Source organism: Sneathiella sp. (assembly GCF_036844445.1).
Classification (GTDB): domain Bacteria; phylum Pseudomonadota; class Alphaproteobacteria; order Sneathiellales; family Sneathiellaceae; genus Sneathiella.
Genome location: NZ_DAIUFV010000002.1, coordinates 397,773 through 410,757, shown reverse-complemented (window position 1 = coordinate 410,757; position 12,985 = coordinate 397,773). Strand labels below are relative to the sequence as shown.

The window sequence follows — 12,985 nt, the reverse complement described above, 5'->3', positions numbered from 1 at the left end:
CCTGCTGAATTGCTGTTTCCCGAAATGTGAGAGATTGAATGGCTGTATATGTTAAGAAAGCCGGGCTTCAGGTAGCGCCGGAAATTGTCGATCTTGTGGAAAAGGACATGCTGCCGGGGCTTGATATCCCGGCGGAGAAATTCTGGAAACTTCTCGCCGATACGGTCACCACTTTTGCGCCGCGCAATCGCGCCCTTCTGGAGACGCGTGCGGACCTGCAGGAGAAAATCGACGCATGGCACCTTGCTGCGAGGGGCAAACCGCACGATGCCGCCGCGTACCGGGCGTTTCTTGAAGAGATCGGCTATCTGGTTCCCGAAGGGCCGGCGTTTAAAGTGACGACAAGCAATGTCGATCCGGAAATCGCCGATGTGGCCGGCCCGCAGCTTGTCGTTCCGGTGATGAACGCGCGCTATGCGCTGAATGCGGCGAATGCGCGCTGGGGCAGCCTCTATGATGCGCTTTATGGCGCCGATATCCTGCCTGAGACGGACGGCGCGGAAAAAGGCAGCAGCTACAACCCCGTGCGCGGCGCGAAAGTGATCGACTATGGCTTTGACGTGCTCGACCGCGCGGTCCCGCTTGCCGCCGGCAGCCATCGGGATGTCGTGGCCTATCGCCTCAAGGAAGAGGCGGGGCGGAAGGGCCTTGTTGTCGCGCTTGGCAACGGGTCCGAGACGACCCTTGCCGATCCCGCGCAGTTCGCAGGCTATACCGGCGATGCGACGAAGGGGGCGATCCTTCTGCGGAAAAACGGCCTCCATATTGAGATCGAAATAGATCCTGCGCATCCCGTCGGTCGCGATCATCCGGCGGGCGTCAAGGATATCGTGCTTGAATCCGCTCTCTCCACCATTCAGGACTGCGAGGATTCGGTGGCGGCGGTCGATGCGGCCGACAAGGCGCTCGTCTATCGTAACTGGCTCGGCCTCATGAAGGGCGATCTTGAGGATCGCTTCGAAAAAGGCGGAGAGACGATTACGCGCACCCTGAACGGCGACCGTCCCTATCGCGATCCGGCCGGAAATGAGTTCACGCTACACGGGCGCAGCCTGCTGCTGGTCCGCAACGTCGGTCACCTGATGACGACGGACGCCGTGCTGGACGGGCAAGGCAACGAAATTGCCGAAGGCATCCTCGATGCCCTGATGACGACCGCCGCCGCGATGCATGACCTCAAAGGGCGGAGCCGTTACCGCAACAGCCGCGCTGGCAGCGTCTATATCGTCAAGCCGAAGATGCACGGGCCCGAGGAAGTCGCCTTCACCAACGATCTGTTCGCCGCCGTCGAGGATGGCCTCGGTCTGCCGCGAAATACGCTCAAAGTCGGCGTGATGGATGAGGAGCGGCGCACCACCGTCAATCTCAAGGAATGCATCCGCGCGGTGAAGGACCGGATCTTTTTCATCAACACGGGCTTCCTTGATCGCACCGGTGATGAAATCCACACCAGCATGGAAGTCGGCCCCTTCATGCGCAAGGAAGATGCGAAGGGCGAGCCGTGGATCGCCGCCTACGAGGACTGGAACGTCGATATCGGCCTTGAGGTCGGGCTCCCCGGCCACGCCCAGATCGGCAAGGGCATGTGGGCGATGCCCGATGAAATGGCGAAGATGATGGCGGCGAAGATTGCCCATCCGCGAGCCGGCGCCAACTGCGCCTGGGTGCCCTCGCCGACGGCGGCGACGCTGCATGCGCTGCATTATCACGAGATCTCGGTAAAGGACCGCCAGAAGGAGCTTGCCTCCCGCCCGCGGGTGAGCCTTGACAGCATCCTGACGCCGCCGCTTCTTAAAGGGCGCAATCTCTCGGAGGCAGAAATCGCAGCCGAGCTTGATAACAACGCGCAAGGTATCCTTGGCTATGTGGTGCGCTGGATCGATCAGGGGGTTGGCTGTTCCAAGGTTCCGGATATCCACAACGTCGGATTGATGGAGGATCGGGCGACGCTGCGTATTTCCAGCCAGCATATCGCGAACTGGTTGCATCATGGCATCTGCACGGAAGAGCAGGTCATGGAAACCCTGACGCGCATGGCGGCGGTTGTCGATGCGCAGAATGCGGGTGATCCGCGCTACCGGCCGATGGCCGGAAATTTTGAAACGTCGGTCGCCTTCAAGGCGGCCTCAGATCTGATTTTCAAGGGACGCATGCAGCCTAGCGGCTATACCGAACCGATCCTGCATGCCCGCCGACGGGAAGCGAAAGCGCAATAAACCAGCATTTTCTTGTATTTGCGCGGTCTCTATGACTATAACAGACAGACGAATAGCGTCGTCTGTCTGTTTTATCTTGTCGAAGGGGCGGTAGCTGCAAGATGTCGGAAGAAAAGATAAAGTCCGGTAAGCCATCCGCTTCCGCGATGGGAATGACAACTCTCGATGGGGTCGTCGGTTTTCATATGCGCAAAGCGACGCTCCGCGCGCAAAGCAGTTTTGCAACGGCGGCGGGAAAAAAGCTCATGACCGGGCAATATTCCGTCATGGCGATTATCAAGGAAAATCCCGGCCGGACGCAAAGCGCTATTGCCGAGGCGGCGGGGCTGGACCGCTCCTCGCTTGTCCCCGTCCTCAACAAGTTTGAAAAGCAGGGCCTGATCCGGCGCGAGCCGGTCGAGGGCGACAAGCGGGCCTACGCGGTTAGCCTCACCAAGAAAGGGGAGTGCGAGCTTGCCGCGCTGGAAGAAAAGGTGCGGGCGATAGAGGCGAAGGTGATTGCCGGGCTTGGCGCGGAAAATCACGCGCGGCTGATCGAGCTGCTGAAGAAGTTCCACGATATTATCTGAAGCGCATCTCGTCTCCAAAGCCAGGCGTAGAGGGCCAAGAACCCCCCGCAAACACTTCCTTAATGAAATCACGGGATACTTGGCCGACCGGCGTAGCCCGGCTGGCGAAATGGAATGCGGTGCAAGATGGATGGTGCGACACGTGCGCGGAAGGCCTTGCGGATCCGCGCCCGGAATACCAACGTAAATGAACGGACGCTTCTCGCGACCGACTATCTGAACCATTTCAATGAAGCATTGATGCTGGCTGAAATGGTGACCGACGTCCCCGAGATGCTGGAGGATTTCCTGGGCTGGCAACCCCGTTGCTATGTCGATCATTTCCGCCAGAGCAGTCTTGCCGATCGCGATCTTGCCATTGCCGCATATCCATTGTCGCCGCCGGAATATCGTGCCCCCTTCGATGAGATTACACGCGGCCTCGATACCGAAATACGGGCGTTGCAGCGGCATTTTTCCGCAGCGGCGGCGCAAAGGCGCGAAGCTACAGAGGAGAGAATCACGGAGCAGTGCCGCGCCATTCGTCATCTGATTGACCGGGCCGGCGCCATTATCAATGGCTATTCGCCGGACAAGGCGCCGCCTCGGGCAGAAGCGGATAGTGAGACGGCGTTCGGCGAGGAGGCGATCAATGCGCTCTTCGACTAGCCGCCCAATGAGGGCCGCGCGATGCTGCATCTTGCTTTTCGCCCTTTGCCTCATCCTCCTCGCCATGCCGGCCGCAGCGGGAGAAAGGGATGCTGACTGCGGCGCCTTCTGGGTGCGGCCCGCCGTGGACGTCGAAGGAATTATGGCGCCGCCCCGCATTGACAACAGCAAGTCATCCGACCAGATCGCAATAATCGCCCGGGAGAGTGGCTACTCCCGCTCGCTTCGCCGCGCCAGTCTGCTGGGTCTCACCTATGCGTTCACCGGGCCGAGCATTGCGATCGAGACGCGATACCGGAAGGAAAGCGACGGGCGGTTATGCGTCCGGCTTGAGCGCGTGAAATTCACTTTCGGGGCGCGCTCGACCGATGTTTACGTGGCGCGGAAATACCGGCCGGGAAGCTGCGCCTACAACGTCATCCTCGAGCATGAAATGGAACATGTCAGGATCAACGAGCGTCTTGTCCGCGACTATATTCCGAAAATCGAAAAGGACCTTGCGGAGCGCGCCGCCGCGATCCGCCCATTCTACCATACCGATATCAAGCGCGCAGGCCAGTCCATAGGCAACCGGCTGCGCTTTGAGCTCGAAGCGCTTCTCAATGAGTTCAACGCGGTTCGGCTCCGGGAAAACGATATCATAGATACGCCGCAATCCTATGCCGAGATCCATGCCCGCTGTCGCGATTGGTAAGATTTGTTCTATTTATTCGCGAATTCTTAAGAGATTCCTGATTAGCTCAACCTATGGTTTGCAATAGGTGTTGCAAGTGAGCGGAAAAGGGCCATCTGAGATAGAGGGCGAAAATGATTATTGCAAATGATATCAAGAGAATGTTGAGAGCACTTAATTTCGAAGACGATTACAGATTAGAAGGCTCTGCGGCGGACCGCCGCTATCAGCGAGTGGATGTGGAATGGCTGGCGACTATTCGCGCGGAAAGCGGCAACGCCTGCATCCATGAGGAGGAACGCGAAGTCAGCGGTACCATACGGGATATCTCGGCGAACGGTGCGCGTCTCGATGTGGACGGGCTGTTCTTTGAGAAAAACAACCTTCTGTTGCAATCATCGCAACTCGGCATTGTCCGCTGCGATGTCGTCTGGCGGCGCGGCAACAAGATCGGTCTGCAATTCTCGGAGGATCCGAAGCGGATCCATGCGCGACTCAAGGAGCTTCTCCCCGGTTTCGACAGCCGGCTACCCTGATGGCTGATCCGCGGTTCCGGCCCGCAACGGTTCTGCTTTTCGACCCGGAACCATCCATGCGGCAAAGTATCAGAAGCGCGCTTTTGAACATCGGCTTCGGCGCGGTGATCGCCGCCGGTGATGAAGCCGACTTTGTCCGCAAGCTCGAAGAGGAAAGCTTTGACCTCGTCCTTGCCGAAACGGCAAGCTCTAAGGCCGATACCCAGCATATCATCCGTGATCTCCGGCATAGTAAAGTCGGGCAGGACCCGTTCGTCAACGTCGTCCTTTCCATCTGGAATACCGGGCCGGAGGTTGTTCGCGACGTCATCAATGCAGGGGCGGATGATCTGATCCTCCGCCCGATGTCGCGGGCCCAGATATTCGCGCGGCTTCGTCATCTCGTAAACGCCCGCAAACCGTTTATCGTGACCGCGGACTATATCGGACCCGACCGGCGCGCTTCCATCAGCAAGCCGTCAACCGCGCCAACGCTGATCGTGCCGAATTCGCTGCGGGCGAAGGTCGAGGATATGCCCGAGCTTGCCGCCACGCCTGAAGCGATCAGGCTTGCCCTCAATGCAGTCAATGAGCGGAAAATAGCCATCTACTCCGAACAGGTCATGCGGCTTTCCTCTGCCGTTATCCTGCTCTCCGAGATGAGCGGATCGACGAGTGAGCGCAAGGAGGTGGTCACCGTGATGCGGACGCGAAATCTGGCGCTGATGGAGGCGGTCAAGGGGTCGCGTTATGAACATATCCTCTCGCTTTGCGAGGCGCTGGACGGCTTGCTGATCCGCCTCTTTGTGGAAAAAGGGCCGCTCAGCAGCAAGGATCAGGAACTGGTCACGCAGCTTCCCTACGCCATCCATCGCGGCTGCCAGGAACTGCATGGCTCCGCCGGCCTGGTGTTTGATATTCGAGACGTTGCGGCGCGCCTTCGCGAAACGGGCGCCGCCTTGCCGCCGGCATCCCAGCGGCGCGGTTCCCAAAGCCGCAGCCTCACGGTAGCTTGAATGTCAATTTTTGCAGTTTCGGCTTTGCTCCGGATATTTAACGACTACTATTAAGAAAAAGGCCGGGCAGGCAAAAGGAGGGAGTGAAGGTGTCTTTTGTGCGTGCAAGAAAATTAGCCTTCCTGCTGCTTGCTGTCACTGTCGCAACAATTGTTATGCTTGGCGTTGTCGGGGCGCAAGGAATCGCTTTCCTGCGCATCGGAACGGGGTCGGCGGCGGGAACCTATTATCCCATCGGCACCCTGATCGCGTCCGTCATTTCAAGTCCGCCCGGAAGCGGCAGGTGCGAGAGTGGCGGATCCTGCGGCGTTCCAGGGCTCGTCGCGACCGCGGTCACAACGCATGGCTCCGTCGACAACATCAACGGCGTCTCGAAAGGGATTTTTGAGACGGCGCTCGCGCAATCGGATATTGTCGCCGCTGCCTATAACGGCACGGGCATCTATGCAAAGCAGAAGCCGATCCAAAATATCCGCGTCATCGCCAATCTCTATCCAGAGGATATCCATCTTGTTGTCCGCAAGGGCGCCGGGATCAAGAGCGTTGCCGATCTCAAGGGGAAGAGGGTGTCCATCGACGGGGAACGCTCGGGCACGCGGGTCAATGCCATTGAAATTCTCAACGCATACGGGCTGCGGCTGAAGGATATCAAGGCCGTGATGGCGAACCCCAACAAGGCGGTCAGCATGATGCTCGGCGGCGAGCTTGATGCGTTTTTCCTCGTTGCCGGCTATCCCGTTACCGCTGTCACGGAACTCGCCGATCTTGACATTGTCGACCTTGTCCCCATCGATGGCAAAGTCGCCGAAAAGCTTATCGAAAAGACCGGCTATTATACGCGCTCGCGGATTCCCGAAGGGGCCTATAAGGATATCGACGTCACCCCGACCCTCGCCGTCAATACGCAGTGGATCGTCAGTGAAAATTCGACGGATGAGCTGGTCTATGAATTGACCAAGGCGCTCTGGAACCCGAAGAATAGACATCTGCTCGACAGCGGGCATGTGAAGGGGCTGCTCATTCACATCGAGACGGCGCTGAAAGGCGTGACGGTGCCGCTGCATCCGGGCGCGGCGCTTTATTACAAGCAGATCGGCCTGCTCGACGACTGACGGGGCGATTTCGCGCCATATCGAGCAGACCGCCGCCGTCCCCGTCAATTGCGGTTGTCGGCGTTTCGGGCCTTTGCTATGGTCGGGCAAAAGCCAAGGAGTGCACCGTGATCCCATTCATCGCGACCGAAGTTGACGTTCCGCCGATCCCCCTTATAGTCATTGAAAAGAAAGCCTATTCGGGCTGGCTGGAGGGCCAGCCGGAGATGGTAAGAAACTGGATTTTGGCGCAGGAATTTGATGCATCGGGCGGGAAGAGCCTGTTGCTGCCGGACCCGACGGGCGGCATCGGGCTGGTTCTCTTCATCAAGGATGGGGACTGGAACATCTGGAGCCTCGCCGAATTGCCGGCGCGCCTGCCCGGCGGGTTTTACACACTCCGCGCCGATCTTTCGCCGAAAGAAGCAACCGATCTCGCGATTGGCTGGTCGCTTGCGACCTACATGTTCGATCGCTTCCGGAAAAACGAGAAAAAATTCGCCACGCTTATGCTGCCTTTCGGCGCGGATGCCGCCATGGTCGCCCGTACGGTGAAGGCGGTGATGATGGTGCGCGATCTCATCAATCTCCCCGCGGGCGATCTCGGCCCGACCGCCCTTGAGGCGGCGGCCTCGCAGGTGGCGGGTGAGTTTGAAGCGGAGCAGACAAATATTGTCGGCGATGATCTCCTGACCTACCACTTCCCGATGGTGCATGCGGTGGGGCGCGCCGCCGCCGATGCGCCGCGTCTGATCGACATCACCTGGGGCGACAAATCCGCGCCCAAGGTGACGCTCGTCGGCAAGGGCGTCTGTTTTGATACGGGCGGCCTCGATATCAAGCCGTCATCGGGCATGCTGATGATGAAGAAGGACATGGGCGGCGCGGCGACGGTCCTCGGCCTTGCCTATATGATCATGGATGCGGGTTTGCCGGTCCGTCTCCGCGTCCTTATTCCGGCAGTTGAGAACTCCATCTCCGGCAATGCCTATCGGCCTGGCGACATCCTCCAGAGCCGCAAGGGCAAAACGGTGGAGATCGGCAATACGGATGCGGAAGGGCGTCTCATCCTTGCCGATGCGCTCGCCGCCGCCGATGAGGAGGCGCCGGAGCTGCTGATCGATATGGCGACGCTGACAGGCGCCGCGCGGGTCGCGGTCGGCACGGAGATTGCCGCGACCTTCACCGATGATGACGCCCTTTACGCCGAGATTGCCGCTCACGCCGAGCGTGAGAAGGACCCCGTGTGGCGCCTGCCGCTCTGGTCGGACTACCGGCATATGCTGGACAGCAAATTCGCCGATATCAACAATTCGGGGTCGGGCGGTTTCGCAGGGGCGATCACGGCGGGGCTGTTCCTGAAGGAATTTGTCGAGAACGCGAAAAGCTGGGTCCATTTCGACATCATGGCCTACAACAATCGCGCCCGGCCCGGCCGCCCGGTGGGGGGAGAGGCGTTTGCGCTGCGCGCCCTGTTCGCGCTGATCCGGGACCGCTACGGGCGCTGAGCGGTAGGAGCCGGCTCAGTAGCCCTTTTCGGGATCGACGGCGTTAAGCAACGGCTCGCCGTTTTTCGTGCGGATGATATTCTCCGCGACCAGCTTCGCGACGCTCGCGGGGTCGGAGATGCTCGCGACATGCGGCGTGATGCGGATTTTCGGGTGTCGCCAGAAGGGATGGTCCGCCGGCAGCGGCTCGATACGGAATACATCGAGCGTCGCGCCCGAGAGATGCCCGCTGTCGAGAGCCTCGATCAGATCCTCATCCACAAGATGCGGACCGCGACCGGCATTGATGATGGCGGCGCCCTTTGGCAGTTTCGCGAAGAGGTCGCGGTTCAGGATATTCTCGGTCTCCGGGGTGAGCGGCAGCAGGCAGACAAGAATTTCGGTGCGGGCAAGGAAGGCGTCCCGTTGATCGTCGCCGAAGAAGCTTTCGACACCTTCTATATTCTTTCGCGACTTGCTCCAGCCGGCAACGTCAAACCCGAGGAGATGCAGCGCTCTCGCCGATCCACTGCCAAGCGCGCCCATCCCGAGGATGCCGACTTTGCGCTCGCTGGCGAAGGGGGCGAAATGCTCCTTCCAGACACCGTCCCGCTGCTGCGCATCATAGGTTTGGCAGAAGCGGTGGTGATTGAGCACATGCTGCACGACATATTCGGTCATCCGGCCCGTGAGGTTCGGATCGATCACGCGCGAGAAGGGCAGGTGACGCGGGAAATCCGGATCGGCAAGCAGGTGATCGACACCGGCGCCGAGCGAATAGACCGCGCGCAGATTTTTAAGCTTCGCAAGCTCCCCATGCGGCATCTTCCAGCAAAGCGCGAATTCGATCTCGTCGGGATTGCCAATGTCCGGCCAGATGCGCACCTCGAGATCGGGGATATATTTATTAAGTTCCCGCCGCCACCAGTCGGCGCGGTCGATATTGCTTTTAAACAGCAGGGCCATATTATTTTTTATCTCTCGCCTTTAGCCTAGTTATTCACCGCGCCGGGTTCGGCCGCCTCCAGATCGAACGCCGCCTTCATCAGAGCTTTTGTATAGTCTGTCGCCGGATTGTCAAAGATTTCCGCCGCCGGCCCCTGCTCGACGATTTTCCCGTTGCGCATAACGATGACGCTGTCGGCGAGGGCGCGCACGACCTTGAGGTCGTGGCTGATAAAGAGATAGGTGAGATTGTGCCGGTTCTGCAGATCACGCAGCAGATTGACGATCTGCGCCTGCACCGACATATCAAGCGCCGACGTCGGCTCATCCAGCACGATAAACTTCGGCTGCAGGACAAGGGCGCGGGCGATGGCGATGCGCTGGCGCTGGCCGCCCGAAAATTCATGAGGGTAACGGTCCTGCGCCTCGGGCGGGATGCCAACCTCCTGCAGCACATCGGAGATGCGGTCGCGCCGCGCCATGCGGTTGCCGCGTCCCTCATGGACGATCAGCCCCTCCTCGATGATCTGCCCGACGGAAAGACGCGGGCTGAGGCTCGAATAGGGATCCTGAAAGACGATCTGTATCTCCTTGCGGAGCGGGCGCAGCTCCGACCAGCCTGAAGTGTGGATCGGCTGGCCGTTGAAGTAGATCTCGCCTTCTGAGGAGATGAGGCGGAGCAGCGCAAGGCCGAGGGTCGATTTGCCCGATCCGCTCTCGCCGACGATGCCGACGGTGTGCCCCTGCTTTATGTGCAGTGTGATGTCATCGACCGCCCGCACATGATCGACGGTGCGGCGGAGCAGCCCCTTGCGGATCGGGAAATGCACTTTCAGGTTTTTGCAGACCATAAGGTCGGGAACGCTGTGGTTCTTGCGAAGCGGCAGCCCCTTCGGCTCCGCCTCCAGCAGCATCCGCGTGTAGGGATGGCGCGGTCGGAAGAATATCTCCTCGGTCGTGTTGGCCTCGACGATCTCGCCGTCGGTCATCACGCAGACTTTCTTCGCCATCTTGCGCACGATGCCGAGATCATGGGTGATCAGCAGGATCGCCATGCCGAGGCGCCGCTGCAGATCCTGCAAAAGCTCAAGGATCTGCGCCTGGATGGTGACGTCGAGAGCGGTCGTCGGCTCATCGGCGATCAGAAGGTCCGGTTCGTTCGCAAGCGCCATCGCGATCATCACCCGCTGGCGCTGGCCGCCGGAAAGCTGGTGCGGATAGGCGTTCAGCCGCTCGTCGATGTTATCGAGCCCGACCAGCTCCAGAAGCTCGCGCACCCGCGCGGCCGCTTTCTTCTGACTCATGCCCTTGTGGATGCGGAGCGTCTCGTTGATCTGCTTCTCAATGGTATGGAGCGGGTTGAGGGACGTCATCGGCTCCTGAAAGATCATCGAGACATTGTTACCGCGGAATTTCTGCATCTCTTTCTGCGAGCGGCCGATGACCTCGACGCCATTGATGCGGATCGAGCCTTCGGGGTGCTTCGCCATCGGATAGGGCAGCAGCTGCAGGATGCTGAGGGCGGTGACGGACTTGCCCGAGCCGCTCTCCCCGACGAGCGCGAGCGTCTCTCCCTTCTCGATCTCGAACGAGACGCCTTTGACGGCGGGAAGCTCCTTGCCGTTCGAGCGAAAGGTCACCCAGAGATTTTCAACAGTGACAAGCGCCATTACTGAAACGTCTTTCTTGGATCAAAGGCGTCGCGAATGCCTTCCTGCATGAAGAACGCAAGCGTCAGCATGATGGAGAGGGTGAGAAAGGCGGTGATACCGAGCCACGGCGCCTGCAGGTTGGCCTTGCCCTGCGCCAGTAGCTCGCCAAGCGAGGGGGAGCCCGGCGGCAGGCCGAGGCCGAGAAAGTCAAGCGACGTCAGGCTGACGATCGAGCCCGTCAGGATAAAGGGCAGGAAGGTCAGCGCCGAGACCATGGAGTTCGGAAGGAGATGCTTGAACATGATCACGCTGTCCCGCACGCCAAGCGCCCGCGCCGCCCGCACATAATCGAAATTGCGCGAGCGTAGGAATTCCGCCCGCACGACGCCGACAAGGCTCGGCCAGCTGAAGAGCAGCAGCAGAAACAGCAGGATGAGGAAGCTCGGCTCGATCAGCGCGGCGAGGATGATCAGGATGTAAAGGCTCGGCATCCCGCCCCAGATTTCCAGAAAGCGCTGGAAAATTAGATCGACCCAGCCGCCGAAATATCCCTGCACCGCGCCCGCCGCAACGCCGATGATGGAGCTGATGACGGTCAGGATGACGCCGAACGCGACCGAGATGCGATAGCCGTAAATAACGCGCGCGAGTACATCGCGCCCCTGATCGTCGGTGCCGAGCCAGTTCTCCGCATCCGGCGGTGAGGGGGCGGGCGATGTCAGATTGTAGTTGATGGTGTTATAGCTGTAGCGGATCAGCGGCCAGATCTGCCAGCCCTTCTCGTTTATGAGCTCGACAACATAGGGGTCGCGGTAATCCGTCTCCGTCTCGAAGATGCCGCCAAAGGTCGTCTCGGGATAGGAGATAACGAACGGGAAATAGAGCTTGTCCTCATAGGAGACGACAAGCGGCTTGTCATTGGCGATGAGCTCGGCGCAAAGCGAGAGAAGGAACAGGATCACAAACAGGATCATCGACCAGTAACCGCGCCGGTTGGCCTTGAAATTCTGCAATCTGCGCCGGTTGATGGGAGAGAGTGCCATGCTACACCTCCCGCGCTTCGAAGTCGATCCTTGGATCGACCAGCGTGTAGGTGAGATCGCCGATCAGGTTCATGATCAGCCCGAGCAGGGCGAACACATAGACGGTCGCAAAAATCACCGGATAGTCGCGGTTGATCGCCGCTTCAAAACCGAGCAGGCCAAGGCCGTCGAGGCTGAAGATCACCTCGATCAGCAAGGATCCGGTGAAAAGGATGCCGATAAAGGCGCTCGGGAAGCCCGCGATAACGATCAGCATGGCGTTCCGGAACACATGCCCGTAAAGGACGCGCCGCTCGCTCAATCCTTTGGCGCGCGCGGTCAAAACATATTGCTGGCTGATCTGGTCGAGGAAGGAGTTCTTGGTAAGCTGCGTCAGCGCCGCGAACCCGCCGATGACAAGCGCCGTGATCGGCAGGGCGAGATGCCAGAAATAATCGAGGATCTTGCCGATCAGGCTGAGCTCCTCCCAGTTATCAGACGTGAGACCGCGGAGCGGGAACCAGTTGAAATAGGAGCCCCCCGCGAACAGCACGATCAGCGCGACGGCGAAGAGAAAGCTCGGGATGGCGTTGCCGACGATCACGAGGCTGCTGGTCCAGATATCGAATTTCGATCCGTCGCGCACCGCCTTGGCGATGCCGAGCGGGATGGAGATGAGATAGATCAGCAGCGTCGTCCAGAGCCCGATGGAAATGGAGACCGGCAGCTTTTCGATCACCAGATTGACGACCGTCTCGTCGCGGAAATAGCTGCTGCCGAAATCGAACATCAGGTAATTTTTCATCATCAGGAAGAAGCGTTCATGCGCCGGTTTGTCGAAACCGAACTGGATCTCGAGCTGCTTGATGAACTCGGGATCCAGCCCCTGCGCGCCGCGATAGGCGCTCTCCGTACCAAAGGATGAAGACGCGGCGCCGCTTGCCGTATCGCCGCCGCCGCTGCCGCCGATGCGGGCCGTGGCGCTGACTGCAGTGCCTTGAATTTCCGCGATTATTTGCTCAATCGGCCCGCCCGGAGCGAACTGGATAACCACAAAATTGAGAACCATGATGCCGAACAAAGTCGGTACCATGAGCAGGATGCGTCTCAATATATAGGCAAACAACGGCGACTTCCCCCTGTCCGAGATG

The 12,985-nt window shown here is 59.6% G+C and carries 12 protein-coding genes; 8 read left to right on the top strand and 4 right to left on the bottom strand.

What is annotated here, in order from left to right; all coding sequences use genetic code 11:
* Window positions 1–38: 38 nt before the first annotated feature.
* The 8 genes from V7Z56_RS05400 to V7Z56_RS05365 all read left to right on the top strand — a co-directional run bounded on the left by V7Z56_RS05400 (window position 39) and on the right by V7Z56_RS05365 (window position 8,236).
* Entirely contained in the window at window positions 39–2,216 is a 2,178-nt protein-coding gene (locus tag V7Z56_RS05400) for a malate synthase G (protein WP_334128341.1), read from the top strand.
* A 152-nt stretch (window positions 2,217–2,368) separates the two neighbouring features.
* Window positions 2,369–2,785, top strand: a complete 417-nt coding sequence (locus V7Z56_RS05395) for a MarR family winged helix-turn-helix transcriptional regulator (protein ID WP_334128340.1) — start codon at window positions 2,369–2,371, stop codon at window positions 2,783–2,785.
* Between the two features lie 126 nt (window positions 2,786–2,911).
* Entirely contained in the window at window positions 2,912–3,433 is a 522-nt protein-coding gene (locus tag V7Z56_RS05390) for a hypothetical protein (protein ID WP_334128339.1), read from the top strand.
* A 31-nt stretch (window positions 3,434–3,464) separates the two neighbouring features.
* On the top strand, window positions 3,465–4,127 hold the full coding sequence (locus V7Z56_RS05385) for a hypothetical protein (RefSeq protein ID WP_334128338.1): 663 nt from the start codon (window positions 3,465–3,467) through the stop codon (window positions 4,125–4,127).
* Between the two features lie 140 nt (window positions 4,128–4,267).
* Window positions 4,268–4,642 carry a PilZ domain-containing protein gene (locus V7Z56_RS05380; protein ID WP_334128337.1) on the top strand — a complete coding sequence of 125 codons (375 nt, stop codon included), beginning with the start codon at window positions 4,268–4,270 and terminating at the stop codon, window positions 4,640–4,642.
* A complete protein-coding gene (locus tag V7Z56_RS05375) occupies window positions 4,642–5,637 on the top strand; it encodes a response regulator (RefSeq protein ID WP_334128336.1) in 996 nt (331 codons plus the stop codon). The genes V7Z56_RS05380 and V7Z56_RS05375 overlap by 1 nt, the downstream gene beginning before the upstream one ends.
* Before the next feature lie 89 nt (window positions 5,638–5,726).
* Complete coding sequence (locus V7Z56_RS05370; RefSeq protein WP_334128335.1) at window positions 5,727–6,749, top strand: TAXI family TRAP transporter solute-binding subunit; 1,023 nt, start codon at window positions 5,727–5,729, stop codon at window positions 6,747–6,749.
* Between the two features lie 110 nt (window positions 6,750–6,859).
* Window positions 6,860–8,236 carry a leucyl aminopeptidase family protein gene (locus tag V7Z56_RS05365; RefSeq protein ID WP_443023759.1) on the top strand — a complete coding sequence of 459 codons (1,377 nt, stop codon included), beginning with the start codon at window positions 6,860–6,862 and terminating at the stop codon, window positions 8,234–8,236.
* A gap of 15 nt (window positions 8,237–8,251) precedes the next feature.
* Here V7Z56_RS05365 and V7Z56_RS05360 read toward each other — a convergent pair whose 3' ends face one another.
* The 4 genes from V7Z56_RS05360 to V7Z56_RS05345 are packed head-to-tail and all read right to left on the bottom strand — an operon-like array spanning window position 8,252 to window position 12,960.
* Window positions 8,252–9,181, bottom strand: a complete 930-nt coding sequence (locus tag V7Z56_RS05360; protein WP_334128333.1) for a 2-hydroxyacid dehydrogenase — start codon at window positions 9,179–9,181, stop codon at window positions 8,252–8,254.
* A 26-nt stretch (window positions 9,182–9,207) separates the two neighbouring features.
* Entirely contained in the window at window positions 9,208–10,830 is a 1,623-nt protein-coding gene (locus V7Z56_RS05355) for an ABC transporter ATP-binding protein (protein WP_334128332.1), read from the bottom strand.
* Complete coding sequence (locus V7Z56_RS05350; protein ID WP_334128331.1) at window positions 10,830–11,855, bottom strand: ABC transporter permease; 1,026 nt, start codon at window positions 11,853–11,855, stop codon at window positions 10,830–10,832. The genes V7Z56_RS05355 and V7Z56_RS05350 overlap by 1 nt, the downstream gene beginning before the upstream one ends.
* Before the next feature lies 1 nt (window position 11,856).
* Window positions 11,857–12,960 (bottom strand): microcin C ABC transporter permease YejB, encoded by a 1,104-nt coding sequence (locus V7Z56_RS05345; protein ID WP_443023749.1) that lies wholly within the window; start codon window positions 12,958–12,960, stop codon window positions 11,857–11,859.
* Window positions 12,961–12,985 lie beyond the last annotated feature (25 nt).